Below are 25,174 nucleotides of genomic sequence, written 5' to 3' on the forward strand. Positions count from 1 at the left end.
TGGGAGAATGCCGGTCGCCCTCAGGCGGTCGGCATGCCCTTTGGCCGCATGTGACGCTTCTGCGCGGCGATCCGGAACGTCGCATTCGGCGCACCGTAACCGCGGTAGTCTCCACGTCGTTCGATGATTTCGAACAGGAAGCCTTCGCCCCAGGTGGGAGCGTAGAGCTGAAAAAACTCGCCGGTCTCGTCTCGGTCGTAGAGAATGTTTTCCGCCCTCAACCGGTCGGCAAGTTCGGGTTCCAGTCCGAAGCGGGCCTCGACGTCGTCGTAGTAGTTCGGTGACAGCGCCAGTGGCGTGAAGCCAGCCCGGCGCAGGGACGCCGCCGTCTCGAAGATGTCGTCCGTCGCGAACGCAATGTGCTGCACGCCCGAGCCGAAGCTTTGGGAAATGAAGTGTCCGGCCAGCGTGCGCTGGTTGTCGGCGCCATTCAACGTCAGGCGCAAGCCGCCATCATCGGATTCGATTGCCTGGCTGCGCACAACGCCGGCCGGATCGATGACGTCGACCGTCGGGGTTTTGTGAGCGCGGAAGATGGATGTGTAGAAGAGAAGCCATGACAGCATCTCGCCATGCTCCATCGTCTGGCCGACATGGTCGATGCGGGTGAGGCCGGCGCTGTTCGCCGGCGAGGCGCCATCGGCGGGAGCAAAGTCGATGTCCCAGAGCTTGGAGAGATCGGAGTTCCGGTCGAGGAAATAGATCACGCCGCCACCGGCGCCCCGGATGGCGGGAATCTTCAGCTCGCCCGGGCCGACTTCCTGCTCGAACGGTTCTGCGCCCAGTGCACGAGCACGCTCGACCGTTGCCGTCGCATCGTCTGTCCAGAGAGCAAACGCGTAGACCGAAGTCCCGTGGACGAGAAAGGAGGAGTGCGCGAAGCCTGAACTGTCGGTGTTGACGACAATGTTGATATCGCCCTGGCGCCACAGCGCGACGTCTTTCGAGACGTGCCGGCCGACTTCGGAAAATCCCATCGCGGACAGCAGCCGTGCAATTTCAGCCGCGCCCTTCTTGTCCGTCGCAAATTCGACGAACGCGACGCCCTCGACGCCGATCGGTGCGGGCATGGCGGGCAGGTCGACCTTCAAAGCGGGCTCGTCGCGCCGAATCCGGTCCATCAGCCAGATGAGCGATCGATGCCCGTCGACGGCGATCGCCCGTGGCGAACCACCGCGGAACTGGTCGTTAAATATCTCGAGCGACAGATAGCCGTCATAGCCGGTCGCGGCGACGGCTGCCATGAACGCCGGAACGGGCAGGTCGCCTTCGCCCGGCATGTTGCGATAATGGCGGCTCCAGTAGAGCAGATCCATGTCGATCGCCGGCGCATCGGCAAGCTGCACGAAGAAGATCTTGTCCTTCGGGATCGACCGGATGGACTTCAGATCCGTGCGTCGCGCAAGCGTGTGAAAGGAATCGAGGATGAGCCCGACATTGGGATGATCGGCCCGGCGCACGATTTCCCAGGCGTCGCGGTGGTCGTTGACATGCCGCCCCCAGGCGAGCGCCTCGTAGCCGATGCGAAGGCCCCGTTTCGCAGCACGCGCGCCGAGTTCGGCAAGATCGTCCGCCGCGCGGTCGATGCCGCCCATCGCGATCGGCGAGACCGACGAGCAGACGAGGATGAGGTCAGTCCCCAGTTCCTGCATGACGTCGAACTTGCGTTCTGCCCGATCGAATGCGCGGGCGCGTTGCGGCTCCGGCAGTCCCTCGAAATCGCGGAAAGGCTGGTAAAGCGTGATGGCAAGACCGGCATCGGCGGCCATTTTGGCAACATCGCGCGGCGAGCCATCGAAGGCGAGGAAATCGTTCTCGAAAATCTCGATGCCGTCGAAGCCGGCGCGGGCGATGGCTGCGAGTTTTTCGGTCAGATTGCCGCTGATCGAGACGGTCGCGATCGAGGTTTTCATGCCTGCTCCAGCGCGTCTGCTCTAAGCGCATGGCGAAGTTCTTTCGTATCGACCCTTGCGCCGGTGAAGGCGTGGAACGCGTCGATGCCCTGATGGAAGAAGAGTTCGTAGCCGCTGATGGTTGCCAATCCACGCTTTTGCGCATCCATCAGGAATTGCGTGTCGACCGGCGTGTAGACCGCATCGAACGCCCAGCCGGCTTTTGGCATGAGGGCTGAAGGAACAGCTGTGCCGGGAATGCCGGTCATGCCGAGAGGCGTGCAATTGACGATCCCGTCAGCGCCTTCTGTCGCGTCCTCGATCGTGGGGCATACCGAGACAGTCATACCGGGAGCATTTGTGCGAAGTGCGTTTGCCAGCGCTTCGGCACGCACGGCGTCGGTGTCGAAGATGTGCAGCGCGGTCGCCTTGAGTTCGGCCAGCGCAAAGGCCACCGCCTTGCCAACCCCACCGGCACCCGCCATGGCGACCGTGCCGGGCGTCATGGCCGGCAGGCTCTCACGGAACGCGGCGACGAAGCCGGTGTAGTCGGTGTTGGTGCCGGAAGGGCCAGCTCCATCGAAGATCACCGTATTGCAGGCAGCAATCGCCCGCACGCGGGGATCGGGCACGTTCAACGTCGGAAACACGCGCTCCTTGTAGGGATAGGTGATGTTGATGCCGCGGAAGCCGCTCTCACGGCACTGATCGAACACCGCGTCGAAATCGAGACCCATGTCGGCTGGGATCAGCGGCTCGTAAGTAACATCTAAGCCGCAGAGCCGTCCCGCCAGCCGGTGCAGCATGGGCGACTTGGAGCGCTTGATGTTGTCACCGATCAATCCGAGCCGAAACATGTTCTGTGATCCTGTCGTCGCAACGCGCGGCGCCCAGATGCGCCGGTATAATGACAACAGACATAATCCATTTCATCCGATATTTTCAACTTTGAATGATTAAGGACGATCAGGTTCTGTATCAGGCCTTGATCGTTCCTGTGGCCAAGGCATGTTCGACACCGCCGCCCACGTGCTTTTCCAGCATCGATTTCGCCGTCGGGGCATCGCGATCGAGCGCCGCTTCCAGCATCACGCGGTGCTCGCGCGCCGCGATGTCGCCTCGAAACGACAGCGCGATCATCTGGTAACGCAGGTATTTGTCGAAGATGGCGGCGTGGGTATCCATCAACACCTTGGAACCGCAGGCCGAGATGAGCGCCTGGTGAAACTCCCAGTCATAGCGCTTCCACATCTCCGTCTGGCTCATGTCGCCATCGCGCATGCGTTGCTCCAGCGCTGCGAGCTTGTGGTGAGCGGCAACGACGCGGCCTTCCCATTCCACATCGCCGGCCGCAAAGGACTGCTCGAGCGCAAATCCCTCGAGAAGCTGGCGCAGCGCCGCAACTTCGCGCAGGTTTTCCACCGACACCGGCGCAGCTTCGAAGCCACGCTGGCCTTCGGCGACGACCAGCCCTTCCGAGGTCAACCGGCTGAGAATCTCGCGCAAGGTGCTGATGCTTGCGCCGTAGACATCCTTCAACTTGTCAAGCTTCAGCTTCTGGCTGGGGGCGATACGGCCGAAGATGATATCGGCGCGGATGCGGCGATAGGCATTGTCCCCGATCGTTTCAGTATGAATAACCGGTTCGGTCATCTTTCACTCTCTGCCACAGATTTCCACCGAAGCTGCCCGAGCACGGTGTGCAATTCAACTGATCTCACTGGGCTGCCAATGGAAAGAGCCCTTGCTCAACGGTGTAATCCACGCAGGCGTGGATGTGTCGGTCGAGCGTGCGGAGAGCGGTGTCGGCGTCGCGCACGAGCGCGCAATCCAGCAGTGTCCGGTGTTCACCGACCGCGATCTCGCCGCGGAAACGCACGGCCAGGATCTGGTAGCGCAGGAACTGGTCGAAGATGACGCTGTGCGTATCCATGAGCGCGCGGGATCCGCAGGCCGAAATCAGCGCGTGATGGAATTCGCGGTCGTAGTGCTTCCATGCCGATGTCTGTTCCAAGTCACCGGCAAGAATGAGCGTTTCCAGCCGTGCGAGCTTGTGGTGGGCTGCGACGACTCGGCCCTCCCACTCGATGTCGCCGGCCGCAAACGATTCCTGCAGCGCATGGCCTTCGAGCAGGCCCCGCATGGCCGCGACTTCCCGGAAATTCGCCGCCGAAATCGGTGCGACCTCGAAACCGCGTTGACCTTCGGCGGTCACCAGGCCCTCGGAAGACAGGCGATAGAGGACCTCGCGCAGCGTGCTGACGCTTGTGGCATAGCGCGTGCGAAGCCGCTCCAGCCGCAGGCGTTCGCCCGGGCCCAGATGGCCGAAAATAATATCGGTTCGAATGCGGCGATAGGTTGCGTCGCCCGCAGTCTCCGGTGAATGGATGTCGCCGCTCAAGCGCAAATCCTCCTCAGCGCCCTGTTCCTCTGCCCGACCTGATGGCTCCAGGCAAGCTCGCCGAGCGCATCTGCCGTGACCAGATATAATCAATAATCTCATACGAAATCCACGACGCCTATTGAAATGCGCTTTGTCGAGTGGCATGAAAAGCGGTATCCGCCGGCTGGAGGCCATGGGCGGGCAAGAAATTCAAAGGGAGGACCCTCATGTTTTCGAAGTTTTCACGCCGCTCCATCCTCGCCGCTGGCGCGCTCATCCTGTCGGCTGCCGTCAGCGTTCCGGCGATTGCCCAAGAGCCTGTCGAGCTGCGGTTCTCGGCTGTCTTCTCGGATCAGGACATCCGAGCGCGCATGATGGAGCGCTTCACCGAGGAGCTCGGCGACGAATTCCAGTTCCAGGGTTATTACGGTGGCAACCTCTTCAAGCAGGGCACGGAACTGGTCGCGCTTCAGCGTGGCAATCTGGAGATGGGCAACATCGCCCCGCAGGATATCTCCAACCAGATCCCGGCTTGGTCTATCCTGACATCGGCATATCTCTTCCGCGACGCCGATCACCTGCGCACCTTCTTCAACAGCGAGGCTGGTGAAGAGATGAAGCAGATGGTCGAGGACCAGCTTTCGGTGAAGATCCTCGGCCCCACCTATTTCGGTGCCCGCCATGTCGGTCTTCGCACCGAAGGACGCATCGAGACACCTGAAGATCTGCAGGGCGTGAACCTGCGCATGCCGGGTGGTGACGCCTGGCAGTTCCTCGGGCAGGCGCTTGGCGCAAACCCGACGCCGATGGCCTATGCCGAAGTCTACACCGGCCTGCAGACCGGCGCGATCGACGGCCAGGACAATCCGCTGCCGAACGTTCAGAACATGAAGTTCTACGAAGTGATGTCGCAGATCGTGCTAACATCGCATCTCGTCGGCTTCGACCTTCTGACGATTTCTCTGGATGCCTGGAACGGACTGACGCCAGAGCAGCAGGAAACGCTGCAGGCAGCAGCCGACAACGCGATCGATTGGAGCCAGGCCGAGCACGTGAAGCAGGAAGCGGAACTCGCCGCCTATTTCGCGGAGCAGGGCCTTGAAGTGTACGAGCCCAATCTCGATGCCTTCCGCGAGTATGCCCAGAACCTCTACCTGGAATCGAGCCTCGCCGAGAGCTGGCCCGAGGGCATGGTCGAGACCATCAACGGCATGTAATGCGATAACGATCAGCCGTGGCTCCGCGCGGAGCCACGGCTGATTGGCTTGCAACCGTCGAGGAGGTCACGATGCGTCTCATGCCCGTGTTGCGCTGGCTTAACCGGCGCGCCGAGAACATTCTCGCCATCATGATGGGCGTGATGTTCGTCGCGTTCATTACGCAGATTGTCTTTCGATACTTCCTCAATTTCCCGACGGGCTGGACATCCGAACTGTCCGTCATCATGTGGCTGTGGATGGTTCTCTGGGGCGCGGCCTTCGTCATTCGCGAAGACGAAGAGATCCGGTTCGACCTCCTGTTCTGGATGGTGCCTCCAGCCGCACGTCGCGTCATGCTGATCGTCGGCGGTGCTTGGCTGATCGGGCTCTATGTCTTCTCGCTGCCGGCGGTCGTGGATTACGTGACCTTCATGAAGGTGCAGTCCACGGCTTACCTGAAAATCCGCTTCGACTGGCTCTTCTCGATCTACGTGTTCTTCGCCGTCGCCGTGATCTGCCGTTACGCCTATCTCGTCTGGCGCGCCATCCGTGGTGGCGAGACCCGCGACGCCGACCCTACAGAAGCGAGTTCGGGCCTATGAGCCTTTCCGATCCCTTCACGCTGTGCATCGTCACGCTGGTCGCAATGAGCCTCCTCGGCCTGCCGATCGGCCACGCGATGATCGGCGCCTCGATCCTCTATCTCTACGCCGCCGGCCTCGACATGGGCACGGCTGCCGAGCAGCTGCTGAACAGCATGTTCACCAGCTACACGATGCTTGCCGTGCCGCTGTTCATCCTCGCCGCCGAGCTGATGAATTCCGGCTCGATGACGATCCGCCTTCTGAACTTCTGCAACGCGCTCGTCGGGCGTTTTCGCGGAGGGTTGGCGCAGGTCAACATCCTGCAGAGCCTCATTTTCGCGGGCATGTCCGGCTCGGCGATCGCCGATGCCGCCGGCATGGGCAAGATGATGCAGAAGATGATGACGGAGAACAACAAGTACACGCCGAGCTTCGCGGCATCGCTGACCGCCGTGTCGGCCGTCATGGCGCCGATTCTTCCGCCGTCCATTCCGCTCGTCATCTACTCGCTGGTATCCAACGCCTCCATCGGCTTCCTGTTTCTTGCCGGTATCCTGCCCGGCCTGCTCATCGCGCTCAGCCAGATGGTGATTGTCGCCTGGAGCGCGCGCCGCCAGAACTTCCCGACGGAAGCGCCGGTGCCCGTGCGCAAGCTGCCTGGGATCACCATGCGCGCGCTGCCGGCGCTGATGCTGCCCGTTGTGCTTCTCGTCGGCCTGCGCGGCGGCGTGATGACGCCGACGGAAGCAGCCGCCGTCGCTGCCGGCTACGCGCTGGTCGTCTCCGCCATCATCCACCGTGACGTCGGTTTGCGCGAGTTCTTCGCCTCGCTACTGTCAGCCGGCCGCATGACGGCGTCCGTCGGCATGCTGATCGCCGGTGCGATGGTCTTCAACTATGTGGTAACGGTCGAGAACATTCCGGCATCGCTCAGCGCTTTTCTTTTGAGCTTCGAACTCACGCCGCTGACATTTCTGCTGCTCGTCAACCTCGTGCTTCTGCTGCTCGGTTGCTTGCTGGAAGGAACGACGATCATTCTCGTGATCGTGCCGGTGCTCGTGCCGACCGCCCAGGCGCTGGGCATCGACATGGTGCATTTCGGGATCGTGGTGGTGTTCAACGTGATGCTCGGCCTGATCACGCCACCTTATGGGCTGCTGCTCTTCGTCGTCGCCCGTGTCTCGGGCGCGCCGCTGCGCGATATCGTGCGTGACACAATGCCGTTCCTGATCGGCATGTTCGTCGCGCTGGCGATCATCACCTTCATCCCCTCGGTCGTGCTCTTCGTGCCGCGCCTGTTCGGCTACTCCGGCTAATCTTGGAATTCGTACCCATGCCCCATCCGATCTATGTCCTGAACGGTCCGAACCTGAACCGGCTCGGCAAGCGAGAGCCTGAGATCTATGGCCACACGACGCTCGCCGAGGTCGAGGTCATGTGCCGAGAGGCCGCGGGTGAGACGGAGATCGTGTTCCACCAGTCGAACCGTGAATATGAACTGGTCGACTGGATTCATGAGGCCATCGACCGGCCGGCCGCAGGCATCATCATCAATCCTGCTGGGCTGACCTTCACGTCGGTGCCGATCATGGACGCGTTGAAGATGTTTTCGGGCCCGATCATCGAGCTCCACATCTCGAATATCCATCGCCGCGAAGCGGTCTACCACAACTCGCTGATGTCGAAGGTCGCGACCGCCGTCATCGCCGGGCTTGGCCCGAAGGGTTACCGCACGGCTGTGCGGGCCATGGGTGATCTCGTCGACGCCTGACCTTCCGCCACGCGCCGACGAAAGCTTAGAGCATGTCGGCCGGAAGAAGCGCCTCAGGCAGGTTCTGGTAGGCGACCGGGCGCAGAAAGCGGCGGATCGCGAGCGTTCCGACGGATGTGGCGGCAACATTGGTGCTGGCAGGGTAGGGGCCGCCATGCATCATGGCATCCACCACCTCGACGCCTGTAGGAAAACCGTTCGCAAGGATGCGCCCGGCCTTCTGTTCCAGGATCGGCATCAGCCGCTGGGCCGTGTCCGTATCAGCGTCATCCAGCTGCAGCGTAACGGTGAGCTGGCCTTCGAGTGCATCAGCTATGGTCAGCAGGTGATCTTCGCTGCGGGCCCGCACCACGATGCCCGCGGGACCGAACACTTCTTCCGCCAGTTCCGGGTTCGAGATGAACGTGTCGGCGTCGGTCGCAAAGAGGCCGGCAGTGGCCGCGCGTCCAGTGGCTTCCGGCGCGCAGATGGTGCGGACGGCGTTGCCGGCTGCGAGCTTTGCGGCATTGCGCCCGAAAGCCGTGGCAATGCCGGCCGAGAGCATGGTCTGCTGCGGCACTTGACGAAGCTGATTGGCTGCTTCGGTCTCGATAAGGTCGGCACTCGCTTCGGGAACGATCAGGACGCCAGGATTGGTGCAGAACTGGCCGGCACCCATCGTGAGCGACGCTGCCCAGTTGCGCGCGATTTCGGCACCACGGCTCTCGGCCGCGTGAGCGAGCACGAAGACCGGATTGACCGAGCCCAGTTCGCCAAAGAACGGAATGGGTTCCGGCCGGCTGACCGCCAGATCGAAGAGCGCGCGCCCACCGCGCAGTGACCCGGTGAACCCGATCGCCTTGATGAGCGGATGCTGGACCAGCGCGGCGCCTGCCTCGTTTGTATCGGACTGCACCAGCGCGAAGACGCCGGGGTGCTGGTCCGTCGCGCGTATCGCTGCAAGGATCGCGTCGGCAACGATTTCGGACGTCCCGGGGTGCGCCTGGTGGCCCTTGACCACGACGGGGCAACCGGCAGCGAGCGCCGAGGCGGTGTCACCGCCGGCAGTCGAAAAGGCCAGCGGAAAATTGGATGCACCGAACACACCGACCGGACCGATCGGCCGCTGGACGAGGCGGATTTCCGGGCGCGGCAGCGGCTTGCGCTCCGGGTCGGCCGCGTCATGGCGCCGGTCGAGATAGGCGCCGTCACGGATATGCTTCGCGAAGAGCTGCAATTGGCCGGTCGTCCGGCCGCGTTCGCCTTCGAGGCGTGCGGCAGGCAGTCCCGTTTCGGCCATCGCGATGGCAGTGATCGCCGCGCCGCGCTCTTCGATGGCGTCGGCAATCGCTTCGAGAAACAGGGCTCGGCTTTCGCGGCTCGACCGGCTGTAAGGCAGGAATGCCGCCGCTGCCGCCTGCACCGCGAGATCGATATCGGCAGCTGTTCCGCGCGCGAACCGGGTCTCCACGCCATCGGTGCGGTCGGCTGTGAAAAAGTCGGAGCCCTCGATCCAGGCCCCGTCAATCAGATGGCGGCCGTGGAGTGTGATGGGATCAGTCATGGATATCTCATTCCTCGAAAGGTTCGACCGTGATCTTGCGGCCGAGCATGAAGGCGTCGGCGACATGGATCAGCGGGGCGAGATCCACATCGATCTCGCGCGCGTCGATCAGTTCGGCGAAGCGGCGGTAGATGCCGGCATATTCGACATCGGCTTCCGTCATCTCGCGCCGCCCGCCGATCGTCAACTCCGCTCCGCCCTTGGATAGGCTGAGGGAGCCCGTGTCGGTGCCGATTTCGATGTCCCAGGTTTGCGGACCGGTCTGGCGCCAGTCGAAATCGGCCTCAACCGTCAGGCCGGCGGGGCCCCGGAACCGCAGCGATGCGGCAATGGGGGCTTGGCGTCCGTCCGGCACTTCGAGCGTCGATTGGACGAGGTGGACCGGTTCGGGGAGGATTTCGGTGAGAATTGACAGGGCGTTGATGCCAGGATCGAACACGCCAAGGCCGCCCGGTTCCCAGATCCAGGCCTGGCCGGGATGCCAGCGCCGCACGTCTTCCTTCCAGGTGATGCGCACATGCCGGATCATGCGCTCGGCGAGCCAGGCGCGGGCAGCGGGAACGCCCGCCGCGAAGCGGGAGTGCCACGTCGCGAACAGGCTGACGTTCTTTGCACGCGCTCGTTCGACGAGGTCCTGAACTTCGGCGATGGTTGCACCGGGCGGCTTCTCCAAGAGGACATGCCGGCCGGCTTCAATCGCGAGGCTTGCCGCCTCGTAGCGCATCTGCGGCGGCATGCAGAGGGCGACCGCGGGAATGTCGGGCCGCTTTTCCAGAAGATCGGTCAGCTGAGCATGGTTCTCGATGCCGGGCAGGCCGTCGCGGCTGCTGACAGTTGCCGCAAGCTCGAAAGCCTCGTTGCCCTTGATGGACGGAACGTGCTGGTCCTGCGCGATCTTGCCGACACCGACGATGGCGATCTTAATGACTGTCACGTCCGACATCCTTGCCGCGATGGCCCTTGAGGAAATCGAAGTCCGCGCCGGTATCGGCGCCTTGCACGTGGTCGTGGAAGAGGCGTGCATATCCGCCCGCAGGCTTTTCGACCGGCGGTGCCCAGGCGGCAAGCCGCGTTGCGATCTCCTCATCCGATACATCGAGATGGAGCCGGCGGTTCGGGACATCGAGCTCGATCATGTCCCCGGTCCGCACGATCGCGAGCGGCCCGCCAACCGCCGCCTCCGGCGTCGTGTGCAGCACGACCGTCCCATAGGCGGTGCCCGACATGCGCGCATCCGAAATGCGCACCATGTCTCGAACGCCCGTGCGCAGCACCTTCGGCGGCAGGCCCATATTGCCGACTTCGGCCATGCCGGGATAACCGCGCGGTCCGCAATTCTTCATGACCATGATGCAGGTGGCGTCGATGTCGAGGCTCTCGTCGTTGATCTTCGCCTTGTAGTCGTCGATGTCCTCGAACACCACGGCGCGGCCGCGATGCTGCAGCAGTTCCGGGCTCGCAGCCGATGGCTTGAGCACGGCTCCATTGGGCGCAAGGTTGCCTTTGAGCACGGCGATGCCACCATGGGGCGTCAGCGCGCGATCGACCGGCAGGATGACGTCCTCGTTCCAGTTGCGGGTGTCCTTGACCTCGTCCCAGATGGCAGCGCCCGAGACCGTGATCGCATCGCGGTTGAGCAATCCCGCTTCGCCGAGCCGCTTGATCACCACCGGCAACCCGCCGGCGTAGAAGAACTCCTCCATCAGGTATTTACCGGACGGCATGAGATTGACGATCGTCGGCACGTCGCGGCCGAGCCGGTCCCAATCGTCGAGCGTCAGATCGATGCCAACGCGTCCGGCAATGGCAAGAAGATGGATGACGGCATTCGTCGATCCGCCGATCGCGCCATTGGTGCGGATGGCGTTCTCGAAGGCTTCGCGCGTCATGATGTCGGATGGCTTGAGGTCGTCCTTGACCATGTCGACGATGCGCCGGCCGCTCAGATGCGCCATCACGCGGCGGCGGGAATCGACGGCCGGGATCGCGGCATTGCCGGAAAGCGCCATGCCGAGCGCTTCCGCCATGGAGGCCATGGTGGAGGCCGTGCCCATGGTGTTGCACGAACCGGGGCTGCGCGACATGGATTGTTCCGCCTCCAGGAATTCGTCGCTGGTCATGGTGCCGGCCTTGATGGCCTCGCTCATCTGCCAGAGTGCCGTGCCGGAACCGACCCGTTCGCCGCGGAACCATCCGTTCAGCATCGGGCCGCCCGAAACGGCGATGGCTGGAATGTCGACACTTGCGGCACCCATCAAAAGCGCGGGCGTGGTCTTGTCGCATCCGACGAGCAGGACGACGCCGTCGATCGGGTTGGCGCGCAACGCTTCCTCGACATCCATGGCGCAGAGGTTGCGGTACATCATCGCGGTCGGGCGCAGCGTGCTTTCACCGGGCGAGAAGACCGGGAACTCGACCGGCAGGCCGCCGGCTTCGTAAATGCCGTGCTTCACCCGCTGGGCAAGATCGCGCAGGTGCGCGTTGCAGGGCGTCAGTTCCGACCAGGTGTTGCAGATGCCGATGACGGGGCGCCCATCGAACAGGTCGGCCGGCAATCCCTGGTTCTTCATCCAGGAGCGGTGGTAGATGTGGTCGCGGCTCGTGCCACCGAACCATTCCGTCGATCGCAGTTTGCGCGGCCATTCAGCCTTCTTGAAGGTCATCTCTCAGGCCTTGTTCTTGTTGTAGACGTCGAAGATGACGGCAGCGAGCAGCACCAGGCCTTTGATGACCTGCTGGTAGTCGATGCCGATACCGAGGATCGACATGCCATTGTTCATCACGCCCATGATGAAGGCGCCGATGACGGCACCGACGATCGTGCCGACGCCGCCGGACATCGACGCGCCGCCGATGAAGACGGCCGCGATGACGTCGAGTTCGAAGCCGAGGCCGGCTTTCGGCGTGGCGGTGTTCAGCCGGGCGGCGAAGACGAGGCCGGCCAGTGCTGCCAGCATGCCCATATTGGCGAAGGTGAGGAACACGAGCCGCTCGGTACGGATGCCGGACAGCTTCGCGGCCTTCTCGTTGCCGCCGATCGCATAGATGCGTCGGCCGACCGTCGTGCGGTTGGCGACGAAGGAATAGACGGCGATCAGAAGCGCCATGATGATGAAGACGTTCGGCAGGCCGCGGAACGACGCCATGAGATAGCTCATATAGGCGATCGCCAGTGCGATGAGCGCGTTCTTCACGGTGAACAGCGCCGCCGGCTCGGTCGGCAGCCCGCGCTTGATCTCCTGGCTGCGGGTGCGTATCGCGAGATAGAGCAGAAGCGCTGCGACACACAGGCCCATGACGAGCGACAGGATGTTGATGCCGTCGCCGCCGAAAATATCCGGCAGGAAGCCCGACGACATCAGCTGAAAAGTGGGCGGGAAGGGCCCGACGGACTGGCCGGCAAGCAGCCAGAGAGTGAGGCCCTTGAAGACCAGCATGCCCGCAAGCGTGACGATGAAGGAGGGGATGCGGAAATAGGCGATCCAGAAGCCCTGCGCGGCACCGATCGCGGCGCCGACGCCAAGACACAGGATAGACGCCAGCACGTAGTTCATGTCCCACTGGACGATCATGACCGCAGCGAGCGCGCCGACGAAGCCGAGCACCGATCCGACCGAAAGGTCGATATGGCCTGACACGATCACCAGCAGCATGCCGACCGCCATGATGACGATGTAGCTGTTCTGCAGGATCAGGTTCGTCAGGTTGACCGGTCGGAGCAGGATGCCGCCCGTTGCGAACTGGAAGAAGGCCATGATCACGACCAGCGCGATCAGGATGCCATATTCGCGCATGTTGGCGCGGAAGAAGCTGACGCCGGAGGCGCGGACGGGCGTCGGTTCTGTGGTTACGGTCTGGTCCATGGGTCAGCCGCCCGCGTTGATGATGATGGACATGATCTTCTCCTGGCTGGCTTGCGCCGTCGGCAACTCACCGACAAACCGGCCCTTGTTCATGACGTAGAGACGGTCGGTGATGCCGAGCAGTTCGGGCATCTCCGACGAGATGACGATGATCGATTTACCCGATGCGGCGAGGTCGCGGATGATCGTGTAGATCTCGAACTTGGCGCCGACATCGATGCCGCGGGTGGGTTCATCGAGAATGAGAATGTCCGGATCGGCAAACAGCCATTTCGACAGAACCACCTTCTGCTGGTTGCCGCCGGACAGATTGACCGTTGCCTGCTCGATCGACGAGCTCTTGATGCGGACGCGATTGCGATAGTCTTCCGCGACATGCGCCTCGCGGTGTCGATCGACGACGCCTTTGCTGGCGATGCCATCGAGATTGGCAAGCGGCACATTGCGGCGGATTGTCTGGTCCAGCACCAGACCGAAGGTCTTGCGGTCCTCGGTGGCATAGGCGAGGCCCGCATCGATCGCAGCCGGCACACTCGACAGATCGACGGTCTTGCCGCGGATCAGCGCCTCGCCGCTGACATAGGTGCCGTAGGAACGGCCAAACATGTTCATGGCGAGCTCGGTCCGGCCCGATCCCATCAACCCTGCGATGCCGAGCACTTCGCCTTCGCGTAGCGTGAAATTGACCTTGTCGACCACGAGCCGGCTGGTGTCGATCGGATGGCGTACGGTCCAGTCGCGCACTTCGAGAATCGTTGGGCCGATCTTCGGGTCTCGCGATGGATAGCGGTCGGACAACGAACGTCCGACCATGTCGCGGATGACGCGATCCTCCGGCACCGGACCTTTGGAACAGTCGAGCGATGTCACCGCCATGCCGTCGCGCAGGATCGTGATCGTATCGGCGACCTTCGAGACCTCGTTCAGCTTGTGCGAAATGAGGATGGAGGAAATCCCGCGGCGGCGAAATTCGATGAGAAGCTCGAGCAGTGCGTCGCTGTCATGTTCGTTCAGCGAGGATGTGGGCTCATCCAGAATGAGCAGGCGCACTTCGCGCGACAGCGCCTTGGCGATCTCGACCAGCTGCTGCTTGCCGAGACCGAGATGCATGACCTTTGTTTCGGGCCGTTCGCGTAAACCCACGCGGGCGAGCAGTTCCCCGGTCCGCCGGTTCGTCTCGCGCCAGTCGATCACGCCGCGCGTGGCGCATTCGTTGCCGAGGAAGATGTTTTCCGCAATCGACAACAGCGGGACGAGCGCGAGTTCCTGATGGATGATGATGATGCCGTCTCGCTCGGAATCGGCGATGCCGCGGAAGGCCTTCACCTCGCCCTCATAGACGATGTCGCCTTCATATTCGCCATGCGGATAAACGCCCGACAGCACCTTCATCAACGTGGATTTGCCGGCACCGTTTTCGCCGACGAGCGCGTGGATTTCACCGCGTCTGACGGAGAAGGAGACGTCGTCGAGTGCTCGCACGCCCGGAAACGTCTTGGTGATGTTGCGCATCTCAAGGATGGTTTCGCTCATGGCGCGCTCCAGATCGCCGTCGGTTGCCCTTCCACGGTCTGCAGGCCCCGGCCGATGCCGGGACCCGCTGTCCTTGGGAGGATCACTCGATCTCGGATGCTTCGTAGTAGCCGCTGTCGACCAGCACTTCACGCCAGTTGGCTTCGGTCACCGGAACCGGCTCGAGCAGGTAGGACGGCACGATCTTGACGCCGTTGTCATAGGTTTCCGTGTCGTTGATCTCCGGCTCTCCGTCGGAGAGTACCGCGTCGACCATGCCTACGGTGACGCGGGCGAGTTCGCGCGTATCCTTGAAGATTGTCGAATATTGCTCGCCGGCGAGGATCGACTTCACGGATTGGACTTCGGCGTCCTGTCCGGTCACGATCGGCATCTCCATGTCGCCGGAGCCATAACCGACGCCTTTGAGCGACGAGAGGATGCCGATGGAAAGGCCGTCATAGGGTGAGAGCACCCCATGCACCTGGTCGTCGGTGTAGTTGGCCGACAGAAGGTTATCCATGCGGGCCTGGGCAACCGAGCCGTCCCAGCGCAGCGTGCCAACGGTCTGCATGCCGGTCTGCCCGGACTTCACCACGATATCGCCGCTGTCGATCAGCGGCTGGAGCACGGACATGGCGCCGTCGTAAAAGAAATAGGCATTGTTGTCGTCGGGCGAGCCGCCGAAGAGCTCCACGTTCCAGGTTTCGACATCGCCGAAACGCTCTTCCAGTCCGGCAACCAGCGTTTCAGCCTGCTGCACGCCGACCTGGAAATTGTCGAAGGTCGCGTAGTAGTCGACATTCTCGCTGTCGCGGATCAGGCGGTCATAGGCGATCACCTTGATATCCGCAGCGGCCGCGTTGGCGAGCGCGTTCGACAGGGTCGTCCCGTCGATTGCCGCGATCACCAGGACATTGACGCCCTTGGTGATCATGTTTTCGACCTGAGCGAGCTGGTTCGGGATATCGTCCTCCGCATATTGCAAGTCGGTCTCGTAGCCGGCGGCTTCGAACTGCTCGACCATGGAATTGCCATCGGAAATCCAGCGTGCGGAAGACTGCGTCGGCATGGCGATGCCAACGAAGCCCTTGTCCTGCGCGAAAGCCGGTACGGCCAACGCAGTCGTTGCAAGCAATGCTGCGGCAATCGCAGCTGAAATATAACGCATGAGTTCCTCCCATTGGCGGCGTGACTGCGCCAGCCTCGATCCGATCTCCTCATCGGACCCCGAGAGTTAGGCAAAAGAGATATGACGGTCAAATTCCGTATCAGACGAAAGATATACCGCTCCCGGTATGCCTGAAGCGCGTCAGGCCGTCAGGACAGCCGGCTCAGGCCGCCCGGAGACGTCGAGGCGGACGGCGTAGGTCAAGCCATCGGCGGGACGAGGGGACGGAATGTTCTCGAGCGCGCTCGTCACGAAGAGCGTCGAAAAGTCTGCTCCGCCGAATGCGGGGCAAGACACATGGGCGGCCGGTAGAGAAACGACCTTTTTCAGCGAGCCGTCGGGCGCGTAGCAGGCGACACGTGATGCGCCCCATTGAGCATTCCAGAGACAGCCTTCCGCATCCGTCACGGCACCGTCTGGCGAAATGTCTTCTAAGGTCAGGTCGATGAACACTTCGGGCTCGCCTGCCGGCCATCCTTCACGGTCCAGCTTCACCGCGTAGACCATGCCGGAGGTGGTGTCCGCGTAATAGGCTCGGCGTCCATCCGGCGCAAAGCAGATGGCGTTCGGAATGGTGATGGCGTCGAAGAGCTTTTCGACGCGGCCCTTGTTGAAACGGTAGATCGCGCCTCTGCCCTGTTCTGCCTTCTTTCCCATCGTGCCGAACCAGAAGCCGCCGAAGGGATCGGCACGGCCATCGTTGGAGCGGGTGGATGCATCGTCTGCTTCGACCGCGGCGATCCCCGTTCGCTCTCCGGTCGCGATGTCGAAAAGGCTGAGGCCTGTTTCGCTGGCGATCAGCAGCCGGTCGCGGTCGACCCAGCCTGCCGCCGAAACGCACTCGCCGAAGCTCCATTCGAGAGGGCCGTCGGCTGACCGGCTGAGGAGCTTGCCCGCGAGAATGTCGAACCAAAAAAGCTGGCCGCGCTCGGGATGCCAGAGCGCGCCTTCGCCCAGCATGCATGCGCGCTCGTCATGAACCTGAACCTCCCTCATGCGCGCGCCGCGCCGAAGGCCGTCAGGCGAAGAAGACCCTTCTGAAGCAGGATGAAGAGCAGGAGCAGCATGCCGATCACGATCTTGGTCCACCAGCTGGAGAGGCTTCCATCGAAGACGAGATAGGTCTGTATGAGGCCCATCGTCAGCACGCCGAACAGGGTGCCGATCACATATCCGGCGCCGCCTGTCAGGATGGTTCCCCCGATCACCACGGCGGCGATCGCCGTCAGTTCTGTGCCGACGGTGGCGAGCGGATAACCGGAACCGGTGTAGACGGAGAAGACCACGCCGGACAGGCCGGCCATCAGGCCCGAGAAGGCGTAGATCAGGACAGTCGTCCGCCCGACATTGACACCCATAAGCCGCGCGGTCTGTTCGCCGCCCCCGAGGGCGAAGACGCTTGCGCCAAATCGCGTGCGATGGGCGAGCAGGGCGCCTGCCAGCACGACGACGACCATCAGGACGCCGATCAGTGTCAGCCGTCCTCTGCCGGGCATCAGCCAATAGGCGTTTTGAATTGCAGCAAAGAACGGGTCGGTGATGGCGATCGAGTCGATCGTCAGCATATAGGCGGCGCCGCGGGCGAGGAACATGCCGGCCAGGGTGACGATGAAGGCCGGCATGGCAAGCGCATGGATCAGCCACCCCATCGCTGCTCCGAACGCGCTGGTGATGACCAGCAGCATGACGATGACCAACGGCGCCGGCAGATCGGTATCGCGCAGCATCACGGCGATGAATACACCGGAAAATGCGATGACGGAGCCGACCGACAGGTCGATGCCACCCGAGAGAATGACGATCGTCATGCCGACGGCGACGATGCCGAGATAGGCGTTGTCGGTCAGCAGATTGCCGACGACGCGGGTCGACAGGATGTTCGGGAACTGCAGATAGCAGAGAAAATAGCCGACGATGAAGATGCCGATCGTCGTGAGCAGAGGATAGAGGCGCGGATTGATGGTCATGACGCTTCCTTCCGCTCTGCCCGTGCGGTGCGCCGTTCACTGATCAGCGTCTTCAGATAGAACCAGTCGGCCGAGAGGTTTGGTGATTGCATCACGAGGATGACGAGGACCAGACCTGCCTTGATGACGAGATTGTATTCCGACGGAAAGCCGGCAAGGACGATGCCGGTGTTGATCGTCTGGATGATCAATGCGCCGATCATCGCACCGGCGATCGAGAAGCGTCCGCCAAGCAGCGAATTTCCACCGATGACGACAGCCAGGATCGCGTCGAGTTCAAGCCACAGCCCGGCATTGTTCGCGTCGGCGCCGCGGATGTCGGCTGTCGCCACGATGCCTGCCAGCGCCGCGCAGAAGCCCGATGCCATGTAGACGGCGATCAGGATCACGGTGGCATTGACGCCGGCGAGAGCGCTTGCCGCACGGTTGATGCCCGTCGCTTCGATGAGAAGTCCAAGTGCGGTTCGCCGCATCAGCGCAGCAACCAGGATCGCCGTTGCAAGCCAGAGAATGGTGGGGAACGGCATGCCGTAAACCGTGCCCGAGCCGATGAACGCGAAATCGTTGTTGGAGAAAGTGAGGATGCGGCCTTCGGTGATCAATTGCGCGATCCCGCGACCGGCCGTCATCAGGATCAGCGTCGCGACGATGGGCTGGATGCCGATGAGCGCAACGAGGCATCCGTTCCACAAACCTGCGGCAAGACCCGCCAGCAGCGCCAATGCCAATGTCGCGGGAAGGCCGAAGCCGGACGTGATCGCATAGGCCGCGACGGCGCCGGCGATCGCCATGACTGTGCCGACGGAGAGATCGATCCCGCGCGTGGCGATGACGAGCGTCATGCCGACGGCGAGCAGCGCAACCGGTGCCGATCGCTTGAGCACATCCACGATCGGCCCGACAAAGCGTGCGCCATCGTAGGAAATGGAAATGAAGTTCGGGAAGAACAGCGTCACAAGCGCGACGAGGGCAGCCAGCGTCAAGAGCTGCGGCGTGATGCGTTGAAGCGAGCGTATCATCAAGCAGCCTCGGGCTTCGCGATCGCGCGGACGATCGCGTCCGTGCTGATGTCGGCGCCGGCGAGTTCGGTGACATGGCGCCTGTCACGCACCACGATGACACGATCGCAGACAGCGACGAGCTCTTCGAGTTCGGACGAGATGACGAGCACGGCCATGCCGGTCTTCGTGATCTCCTGGATGAGCCGAACGATCTCGGCGTGGGCGCCCACGTCGATGCCGCGGGTGGGTTCATCGAGAATCAGGAAGCGCGGGTTCATTGCCAGCCAGCGCGCGAGAACCACCTTCTGCTGGTTGCCGCCCGACAATTCTCCGATCGGCTTGTCCGCGCTCGATGTTCGGATGTCGAGGCGGCCGATATAGCGTTCGGCAAGCGCATCCTGCTCCTGGCGCGAGATCTTCGACATCCAGCCGCGTTTGGCCTGCAGCGCCAGAACGATGTTTTCGCGCACGGACAATTCGGCGATGATGCCATCGACCTTGCGGTCTTCCGGCGCAAAGCCGAAGCCGGCAGCGATCGCCTCGCGCGGGCTGCCATGGGCGACGCGCCCGTGCTGGTCGGAGGCGCTGCCGCTGTCGCTGGTGCGGACGCCGAAAAGAAGCTCCGCGCTTTCGGTGCGCCCGGAGCCGAGCAGGCCGGCAAGTCCGATCACTTCGCCTTCGCCGACAGCTAGATCGAAGGGTTCGATCATGCCGGCGCGGCCGACGGCTTTGAACGTGAGCAGCGGGCCGCGCTGAGCGTGATCCGTATCCGCATGCTTGCGGTGCTCGTGCGCCGCTTCTTCCAGGTCGCGGCCGAGCATATGGGAAATCAGACGCACGCGGTCGAGGTCGGCTGTTCTCTCCGTGACAATCTTGCGGCCGTTGCGAAGCACGGTGACGCGGTCGCAGATGGCGAAAACCTGATCGAGAAAGTGTGAAACGAAGATGATGCCGAGGCCTTCGGCGCGCAGCTTGCGCACAATGGTGAACAGCATGCGCACTTCGGCTGCATCGAGGCTGGCGGTCGGTTCGTCCAGGATCAGAACCTTGCCCGAAAGCGCCACGGCGCGTGCGATGGCGATGATCTGGCGGATGGCGACCGAGTAGGCGCCAAGATCGCGATCGACATCGATATCGAGCCCGTAAGGCTCCAGCATTGCCCGGGCCTGCGCCCTTTGGGCTCGTGCGTCGACGAGGCCAAAACGGCGTGGCTCGCGGCCGAAGGTCAGGTTCTGTGCAACGGTGAGATTGGGCAGGAGGTTCACCTCCTGATAGACGGTGCCGATGCCGAGCGCTTGCGCTTCTGCCGTCGAGGATGGATCGATCGAAACACCGTCCAGGCGGATCTCGCCGGCATCCCGCTTGTAGGCGCCCGTCAGGCATTTGATCAGCGTGGATTTTCCTGCGCCGTTTTCGCCGAGCAGTGCGTGCACTTCGCCGGCGGCAAGCTCGAAATCGACGCCCTGAAGCGCCTTGGCGCCGACGAAGCTTTTCGACAGCGATGTGATCGACAGGAGCATCGGTTCTTTCCCGCAAGGAAACCGGGGCAATTGCTGCCCCGGTTCTGGTTGGCAGGATCTCTTAGTAACCGAGATCCTTGCGAGCCTCATATTCGGCTGCCGGATCGTCTGCCTGGGTGTAGAGGCGCGATTCCGTCTGGATGAACTTCTCCGGCTCGGTGCCATCCGCCCAATAGGCTTCCAGCGCGTCGAAGGCGGGGCCAGCCATGTTCGGCGTCAATTCCACCGTTGCATTCGCCTCGCCTGCAGCCATGGCCTGGAAGATGTCCGGAACGGCGTCGATGGAGACGATCTTGATGTCTTCGCCAGGTGCAAGCCCGGCTTCCTTGATCGCCTGAATGGCGCCGATCGCCATGTCGTCATTGTGGGCGTAAAGCGCGCAGATGTTTTCGCCACCGCCTTCGGCCTGCAGGAAGCTTTCCATTACGCTCTTGCCGCCGGCGCGCGTGAAGTCGCCGGTCTGGCTGCGCACGATCTCGACATTGGCATGGCCTTCGATGGCATTGCGGAAGCCCTGTGCCCGGTCGATTGCCGGCGACGAACCCGTGGTTCCCTGTAATTCGACCACCCGGCACTCCTCCTCACCGACTTCGCCGAGGAGCCATTCGCCGGCGACTTCGCCTTCGTGGACGAGATCCGAACCGACGGCTGTCAGATAGAGATCGTCCGAGGAATCGACCTGGCGGTCAAGAAGCACGACCGGGATTTCGGCCTCCTGTGCTTCCTGAAGCACGCTGTCCCATCCCGTCGCGACAACGGGCGCGATGAGAATGGCATCGACGCCCTGCGCGATGAACGACCGCAAGGCTGCGATCTGGTTTTCCTGGCGCTGCTGTGCGTCGGAGAACTGAAGCGTATAGCCGCGCTCTTCGGCCTGCTGCCGCGTGAGCGTCGTTTCGGCGGCGCGCCAGCCGGATTCCGATCCGATCTGCGAGAAGCCGACTGTCTGTGCTGATGCTGCTGCCGATAGAGCGAGCAAGGCCGCCCCGGCAAGAAGTACTCTGGTCATGGTTTTCCTCCACTGTCCACGGGTGGGGCTATCGCGCCCAGCCATGTTCCTCCTCGGACCCGTCCGCGCCGGCCCCCTCGCGCTTGCGAACCGGCAGCTTGGCCGGATCGTGTCTCTTCCCGACATCGACAGCGCAACAAATTGCGCGTCAAAGCCTCCGATTTCAAAGCATGCGCACGGTCTGGCGCTTTTCCTTGTCAGGCTTCGTGACGATCTCCAGCCGATTGGTCAGGGGCAAACCGAAGGCGGCAGCCTCGATTTCGAAAACGTCGCCATTCTGCGCCGCGAACCCTTCGGCAAAGGATAGTGTCGCCGTTCCGAACATGTGGACGTGGACGTCGCCGGGCCGGCGGAAGATGCCGTATTTGAAATGATGATGCTCGAGGTTGGCGATCGAATGGGACATGTTCGCCTCACCCGAGAGGAACGGCTTTTCGAAGACCACCTCTGCGCCTCGCCGGATACGACTCGTCCCTTCGATGCTGTCCGGCAAGGGGCCGACGAGCAGTTCCGGCCCGACCGCGGCCTGGCGCAGTTTGGAGTGCGCGAGATAGAGGTAGTTCCGCTTCTCCATGATGTGGTCGGAAAACTCATTGGCGAGCGCGAAGCCGACACGATAGGGCTCCCCATCGTTGCCGATGACATAGATGCCGGCAATTTCGGGCTCTTCGCCACCGTCCTCGGCATAGGCAGGGCATGCAAGCGCGCCGCAAGGCGCGACCAGCGCGTCGCCATTGCCTTTGTAAAACCATTCCGGCTGCACGCCCGGTGCGCCGTTCAAGGGCTTGCCGCCTTCGAGACCCATGCGGAACATCCGCATGGAATCGGTCTCATTATCGCTAGCTTTCTCGTGCATGGCCGCGCGTGTCGATGCCGATCCCAGATGGGTCAGCCCGGTTCCCGTCAGGTGCAGGTGGCTCGGATCCGGATGCAGGACGGGCGGCAGGAGCCGGCCATCGGCGCAGAGCGATGCCAGGTCCACGGCCTTGCGCAGGCCAAGATTAAGGATCGACGATCTGAGATCGGCGCCATCGTTCGCGCAGGCTAAGGCCAGTTCGTAAAGCGATGCATCGGTCGCGACGTCGTAGGCTTCCGTGCCCTCGCGAGCAACGATCTGGGCCTTTCCATCTTCGCGACGGTACTGTGAGAGCAGCAATTCGGACCTCCTCCAATGCCTCTCCGCGCCCGCCGCGGCGGTTGCGAAGAAGTGTGGCCCGCAGTCTCCCCCCGCAGACCTGATCTTGTGAGCCCGTGGGTAACATCGGCTGATATACGGTACAAATTCCAATATTTGCCGCAGCTATACCACTCCGGCCATATCAAGGCATCGATCGCCGAATTTCAAAGAGCGTTTCGCTTCTGTAGACTTCTCCTGGCCGCAGAATCGCGTCCGGAAAATTCGGACGGTTCGGTGCATCGGGCCAGGCTTGAGCTTCCAGGGCGAGGCCTGCGAATGCAGGAAGGCTGCGCCCAGCTTCATCGACAGCAAATTGCGTGTTTTCGCCATCGTAGAACTGAAGGCCGGGCTCGGTCGTCGAGACATGAAGCGCGATATCCGCATCGGGTGCTTTCAGAACAGCGGCCGGCCGCAGTGGCCCCCGCCCATCTCGAAGACAGAAATTGTGGTCGTATCGATGCCCGCCGATCCGGCGCGGTTGCCGGAAGTCAAACGCGGTGCCGCCGACCGAGGCGACGTCGCCGGTCGGGATAAGCTCGTCGTCGACTGGTAGATAATGCGCGGCGTTGATCGTCAGCATCTGCTGCCGGATGTCTCCATCTCCCAGACGGAAAAAGGCATGGTTGGCAATGCTGCAGAGGGTAGCGCGGTCTGTCGTCGCCGTCGTCGTGATCCGGAGCGAGGAGGGCGCCTCGATCTCATAGCGGGTCTCAATGTGCATGTGACCCGGAAACCCTTCGTCGCCGTCGGTCAGGTCGATCGTCATGGTGACGTGCTGATCGCTTCGGTCAACGATGTCCCATATGTGGCCGTGAAGCCCGAGGCTCCCGCCGTGGAGTGTGTGGCGGTCGAGAAAATTCGGGGTCGTCTGGTAGGTCGTCCCGTCGATGGAGAACCCGGCGTTCCCGATGCGGTTGGCGAAACGACCGACCATCGCCCCGTAATAGGCCATAGGCCCGAGATAGGGCTCAAGCGTCGGGGCACCGATGACCAACGAATGGCCGACGCCGACCAAATTCAGCGATTGCAGCCGTGCCCCGTAGGTCAAGATGCAAGCGCTAAAACCTCCCGCCTGAATGCGAACCCCGACGACCTCCTGCCCATCGGGCATCGTTCCGAACACAGCCAAACCATTCCCTCCGTTGCATGGTTTACGCCAGCGTTGCTAGAAGTCGACATGCGCGTCAAATCGCATTTCCGCTTCGAGAGATAACAGTATGGTCATGTCATGAGCCAGGCCGAGGGTCTCACCAGCCAGAACCACCTTGTTCGCAAGGGGCTGAAATTCTCGCAATTGCGGCTGCTGGCCGTCTTGCGGGACACCGGACAGATCGGCGCGGCGGCCGAGCAGGTGGGCATGACGCAGCCGGCCGCATCGCGCCTCATGGCACAACTTGAGGAGATGATCGGCACGCCGATCTTCACCCGCCATGCGCGCGGCGTTTCCTTGACGGAAGCCGGCCACATCATGGCCGATCAGGCGGTACGGACCCTGCGCGAGCTCGATCTTTCGCAGGAACGTGTGGTCCAGGCGATCCAGGGAACGCGTGGCCTCGTGCGCATCGGATCAGTCACCGGCCCATCGCTCGAGCTGATCCTGCCGCTTGTGCGCGAGATCCGGGTGCTTTCGCCGGCCGTGGAAATCGCGGTTCAGGTCGATACGTCGAATAAGCTCGCCGAAGCGCTCCTTGCGCGTGAACTGGATTTCTATGTCGGCCGCATACCCGATGGTGCCCACGCGCAACCATTCGCGGTGTCTGACATCGGTGACGAACCGATCGGCCTCGTGGTGCGGGCGGATCATCCCTTGACCCGGATCGATCCGTTGTCGCTCGACCGGTGTCTCGATTACGATTGGGTGATGCAGCCGCCAGGCGGCCTGCTGCGGCGTACGGCGGAGGACTACATCCTCTCCAAGGGCTTGCGTCTTCCCCGCCGCGTGCTCGGCACCGCGTCCACGCTTTTCACCCTTGCGCTCGTGCAGAAGACGAACGCAATCGCGCCGCTGGCCAGGGCGGTGGCGGAATTCTTCATCGACAGCAGCGGCCTCGGCAGCCGGCTTGCCACCTTGCCCGTGGCGCCCGACCTGACGGTCAAGACCTATGGCGTCGTGACCCGCCAGGAGCGCGATCTCTCTCCCGCTGCAGAAACGATCCTCGCGACGCTGCTGCGCCGCTGTTCACCGGGTAGTATGCAAGGTGGAGAGGCGGGTGGCTGACCTATGAGCAATGGCAGTGCGCGCCATCCCGTCACGCCGGATGGGCGCTACTTTGTCGTGCGCGGAAGGCTCTGGCGGACGACCAATCCCGATCTCGATGCCGATGCGCGGACAAGGCTCGTGAAGGAGCTCATGGATGCGCGTCGCGCGGTCAAGTCGGCGAAGGCCGCGACCGATGCCGACGCACTCGCTGATGCCCGCGCCGCCGTGCACAGCGCTAAGGTGGCTCTCGGCGAACGCGGCGCGGTCTGGTGGGATGACGGCGCCCCCGATTTCAACCGCCACCTCGCGCGAAACACGCCCTACCGCGATTGGTTCGAAGCTTTGCCGACGGACGGTGGAGAAAGCGATATCGAGCCCTGAG

General features: G+C 62.7%; 23 protein-coding genes. 6 read left to right on the plus strand and 17 right to left on the minus strand.

Going from position 1 to position 25,174, the window contains the following annotated elements; genetic code table 11:
* Positions 1-20: 20 nt before the first annotated feature.
* From D5400_RS06945 to D5400_RS06960, 4 genes are all read right to left on the minus strand, one after another.
* Positions 21-1,913, minus strand: a complete 1,893-nt coding sequence (locus tag D5400_RS06945) for a bifunctional sugar phosphate isomerase/epimerase/4-hydroxyphenylpyruvate dioxygenase family protein (RefSeq protein ID WP_126008938.1) — start codon at positions 1,911-1,913, stop codon at positions 21-23.
* Positions 1,910-2,749, minus strand: a complete 840-nt coding sequence (locus tag D5400_RS06950) for a shikimate dehydrogenase family protein (protein WP_126008940.1) — start codon at positions 2,747-2,749, stop codon at positions 1,910-1,912. Before D5400_RS06950 ends, D5400_RS06945 begins: the two co-directional genes overlap by 4 nt.
* Positions 2,750-2,870: 121 nt before the next feature.
* Positions 2,871-3,545 carry a GntR family transcriptional regulator gene (locus tag D5400_RS06955; protein WP_126008942.1) on the minus strand — a complete coding sequence of 225 codons (675 nt, stop codon included), beginning with the start codon at positions 3,543-3,545 and terminating at the stop codon, positions 2,871-2,873.
* A 64-nt stretch (positions 3,546-3,609) separates the two neighbouring features.
* On the minus strand, positions 3,610-4,293 hold the full coding sequence (locus D5400_RS06960; RefSeq protein WP_245451466.1) for a GntR family transcriptional regulator: 684 nt from the start codon (positions 4,291-4,293) through the stop codon (positions 3,610-3,612).
* A 209-nt stretch (positions 4,294-4,502) separates the two neighbouring features.
* On the opposite strand from D5400_RS06960, the gene dctP reads away from it, so the two are divergent.
* From dctP to D5400_RS06980, 4 genes are all read left to right on the plus strand, one after another.
* Entirely contained in the window at positions 4,503-5,492 is a 990-nt protein-coding gene (gene dctP / locus D5400_RS06965) for a TRAP transporter substrate-binding protein DctP (protein ID WP_126008946.1), read from the plus strand.
* Positions 5,493-5,563: 71 nt separating this feature from the next.
* On the plus strand, positions 5,564-6,076 hold the full coding sequence (locus D5400_RS06970) for a TRAP transporter small permease (protein WP_126008948.1): 513 nt from the start codon (positions 5,564-5,566) through the stop codon (positions 6,074-6,076).
* Positions 6,073-7,374: a TRAP transporter large permease gene (locus D5400_RS06975; protein ID WP_126008950.1), complete on the plus strand. Its 1,302-nt coding sequence runs from the start codon at positions 6,073-6,075 to the stop codon at positions 7,372-7,374. The genes D5400_RS06970 and D5400_RS06975 overlap by 4 nt, the downstream gene beginning before the upstream one ends.
* Before the next feature lie 17 nt (positions 7,375-7,391).
* Positions 7,392-7,829 (plus strand): type II 3-dehydroquinate dehydratase, encoded by a 438-nt coding sequence (locus D5400_RS06980; protein WP_126008952.1) that lies wholly within the window; start codon positions 7,392-7,394, stop codon positions 7,827-7,829.
* 25 nt (positions 7,830-7,854) lie between these two features.
* On the opposite strand, the gene D5400_RS06985 is transcribed toward D5400_RS06980, so the two are convergent.
* The 13 genes from D5400_RS06985 to D5400_RS07045 all read right to left on the minus strand — a co-directional run bounded on the left by D5400_RS06985 (position 7,855) and on the right by D5400_RS07045 (position 23,715).
* The gene (locus D5400_RS06985; RefSeq protein WP_126008954.1) at positions 7,855-9,372 is read right to left on the minus strand and encodes an aldehyde dehydrogenase (NADP(+)); all 1,518 of its coding nucleotides are present in this window, start codon (positions 9,370-9,372) and stop codon (positions 7,855-7,857) included.
* Between the two features lie 7 nt (positions 9,373-9,379).
* Complete coding sequence (locus D5400_RS06990) at positions 9,380-10,306, minus strand: Gfo/Idh/MocA family protein (protein WP_205665532.1); 927 nt, start codon at positions 10,304-10,306, stop codon at positions 9,380-9,382.
* Positions 10,293-12,035 carry an L-arabinonate dehydratase gene (gene araD / locus D5400_RS06995; protein ID WP_126008958.1) on the minus strand — a complete coding sequence of 581 codons (1,743 nt, stop codon included), beginning with the start codon at positions 12,033-12,035 and terminating at the stop codon, positions 10,293-10,295. The genes D5400_RS06990 and araD overlap by 14 nt, the downstream gene beginning before the upstream one ends.
* 3 nt (positions 12,036-12,038) lie before the next feature.
* The gene (gene mmsB, locus D5400_RS07000) at positions 12,039-13,235 is read right to left on the minus strand and encodes a multiple monosaccharide ABC transporter permease (RefSeq protein ID WP_126008960.1); all 1,197 of its coding nucleotides are present in this window, start codon (positions 13,233-13,235) and stop codon (positions 12,039-12,041) included.
* Positions 13,236-13,238: 3 nt separating this feature from the next.
* Positions 13,239-14,768, minus strand: coding sequence for a multiple monosaccharide ABC transporter ATP-binding protein (gene mmsA, locus D5400_RS07005; protein WP_126008962.1), 1,530 nt, complete (start codon positions 14,766-14,768; stop codon positions 13,239-13,241).
* An 82-nt stretch (positions 14,769-14,850) separates the two neighbouring features.
* Entirely contained in the window at positions 14,851-15,918 is a 1,068-nt protein-coding gene (gene chvE, locus D5400_RS07010) for a multiple monosaccharide ABC transporter substrate-binding protein (RefSeq protein WP_126008964.1), read from the minus strand.
* Positions 15,919-16,059: 141 nt separating this feature from the next.
* On the minus strand, positions 16,060-16,878 hold the full coding sequence (locus D5400_RS07015; RefSeq protein WP_205665533.1) for an SMP-30/gluconolactonase/LRE family protein: 819 nt from the start codon (positions 16,876-16,878) through the stop codon (positions 16,060-16,062).
* Between the two features lie 32 nt (positions 16,879-16,910).
* The gene (yjfF, locus tag D5400_RS07020) at positions 16,911-17,879 is read right to left on the minus strand and encodes a galactofuranose ABC transporter, permease protein YjfF (protein ID WP_164528000.1); all 969 of its coding nucleotides are present in this window, start codon (positions 17,877-17,879) and stop codon (positions 16,911-16,913) included.
* Positions 17,880-17,881: 2 nt separating this feature from the next.
* Positions 17,882-18,904, minus strand: coding sequence for an ABC transporter permease (locus tag D5400_RS07025; RefSeq protein ID WP_126008970.1), 1,023 nt, complete (start codon positions 18,902-18,904; stop codon positions 17,882-17,884).
* On the minus strand, positions 18,904-20,406 hold the full coding sequence (locus tag D5400_RS07030; protein ID WP_126008972.1) for a sugar ABC transporter ATP-binding protein: 1,503 nt from the start codon (positions 20,404-20,406) through the stop codon (positions 18,904-18,906). Before D5400_RS07030 ends, D5400_RS07025 begins: the two co-directional genes overlap by 1 nt.
* A gap of 61 nt (positions 20,407-20,467) precedes the next feature.
* Positions 20,468-21,415, minus strand: coding sequence for a galactofuranose ABC transporter, galactofuranose-binding protein YtfQ (ytfQ, locus tag D5400_RS07035; protein ID WP_126008975.1), 948 nt, complete (start codon positions 21,413-21,415; stop codon positions 20,468-20,470).
* A 163-nt stretch (positions 21,416-21,578) separates the two neighbouring features.
* The gene (araD1, locus tag D5400_RS07040) at positions 21,579-22,571 is read right to left on the minus strand and encodes an AraD1 family protein (RefSeq protein ID WP_126008977.1); all 993 of its coding nucleotides are present in this window, start codon (positions 22,569-22,571) and stop codon (positions 21,579-21,581) included.
* A 163-nt stretch (positions 22,572-22,734) separates the two neighbouring features.
* Positions 22,735-23,715 carry an aldose epimerase family protein gene (locus D5400_RS07045; RefSeq protein ID WP_245451529.1) on the minus strand — a complete coding sequence of 327 codons (981 nt, stop codon included), beginning with the start codon at positions 23,713-23,715 and terminating at the stop codon, positions 22,735-22,737.
* Between the two features lie 105 nt (positions 23,716-23,820).
* On the opposite strand from D5400_RS07045, the gene D5400_RS07050 reads away from it, so the two are divergent.
* Together D5400_RS07050 and D5400_RS07055 are read left to right on the plus strand one after the other, a co-directional pair.
* Positions 23,821-24,810: a LysR family transcriptional regulator gene (locus D5400_RS07050; RefSeq protein WP_126008982.1), complete on the plus strand. Its 990-nt coding sequence runs from the start codon at positions 23,821-23,823 to the stop codon at positions 24,808-24,810.
* A gap of 3 nt (positions 24,811-24,813) precedes the next feature.
* Complete coding sequence (locus tag D5400_RS07055) at positions 24,814-25,173, plus strand: hypothetical protein (RefSeq protein WP_126008983.1); 360 nt, start codon at positions 24,814-24,816, stop codon at positions 25,171-25,173.
* The last annotated feature ends 1 nt before the right edge of the window (position 25,174 follow it).

This window comes from Georhizobium profundi (genome assembly GCF_003952725.1).
GTDB classification, from domain to species: domain Bacteria; phylum Pseudomonadota; class Alphaproteobacteria; order Rhizobiales; family Rhizobiaceae; genus Georhizobium; species Georhizobium profundi.

Bases quoted from the DNA above. Each gene is read 5' to 3' on its own strand.
- D5400_RS06955 (WP_126008942.1), bottom strand. From the start codon at position 3,545: ATGACCGAACCGGTTATTCATACTGAAACGATCGGGGACAATGCCTAT.
- dctP (WP_126008946.1), top strand. From the start codon at position 4,503: ATGTTTTCGAAGTTTTCACGCCGCTCCATCCTCGCCGCTGGCGCGCTC.
- D5400_RS06970 (WP_126008948.1), top strand. From the start codon at position 5,564: ATGCGTCTCATGCCCGTGTTGCGCTGGCTTAACCGGCGCGCCGAGAAC.
- mmsA (WP_126008962.1), bottom strand. From the start codon at position 14,768: ATGAGCGAAACCATCCTTGAGATGCGCAACATCACCAAGACGTTTCCG.
- D5400_RS07025 (WP_126008970.1), bottom strand. From the start codon at position 18,904: ATGATACGCTCGCTTCAACGCATCACGCCGCAGCTCTTGACGCTGGCT.
- D5400_RS06985 (WP_126008954.1), bottom strand. From the start codon at position 9,372: ATGACTGATCCCATCACACTCCACGGCCGCCATCTGATTGACGGGGCC.
- D5400_RS07055 (WP_126008983.1), top strand. From the start codon at position 24,814: ATGAGCAATGGCAGTGCGCGCCATCCCGTCACGCCGGATGGGCGCTAC.
- D5400_RS06975 (WP_126008950.1), top strand. From the start codon at position 6,073: ATGAGCCTTTCCGATCCCTTCACGCTGTGCATCGTCACGCTGGTCGCA.
- D5400_RS07050 (WP_126008982.1), top strand. From the start codon at position 23,821: ATGAGCCAGGCCGAGGGTCTCACCAGCCAGAACCACCTTGTTCGCAAG.
- mmsB (WP_126008960.1), bottom strand. From the start codon at position 13,235: ATGGACCAGACCGTAACCACAGAACCGACGCCCGTCCGCGCCTCCGGC.
- D5400_RS06950 (WP_126008940.1), bottom strand. From the start codon at position 2,749: ATGTTTCGGCTCGGATTGATCGGTGACAACATCAAGCGCTCCAAGTCG.
- D5400_RS07030 (WP_126008972.1), bottom strand. From the start codon at position 20,406: ATGCTCCTGTCGATCACATCGCTGTCGAAAAGCTTCGTCGGCGCCAAG.
- D5400_RS06980 (WP_126008952.1), top strand. From the start codon at position 7,392: ATGCCCCATCCGATCTATGTCCTGAACGGTCCGAACCTGAACCGGCTC.
- araD (WP_126008958.1), bottom strand. From the start codon at position 12,035: ATGACCTTCAAGAAGGCTGAATGGCCGCGCAAACTGCGATCGACGGAA.
- ytfQ (WP_126008975.1), bottom strand. From the start codon at position 21,415: ATGACCAGAGTACTTCTTGCCGGGGCGGCCTTGCTCGCTCTATCGGCA.
- D5400_RS07015 (WP_205665533.1), bottom strand. From the start codon at position 16,878: ATGCTGGGCGAAGGCGCGCTCTGGCATCCCGAGCGCGGCCAGCTTTTT.
- D5400_RS06945 (WP_126008938.1), bottom strand. From the start codon at position 1,913: ATGAAAACCTCGATCGCGACCGTCTCGATCAGCGGCAATCTGACCGAA.
- chvE (WP_126008964.1), bottom strand. From the start codon at position 15,918: ATGCGTTATATTTCAGCTGCGATTGCCGCAGCATTGCTTGCAACGACT.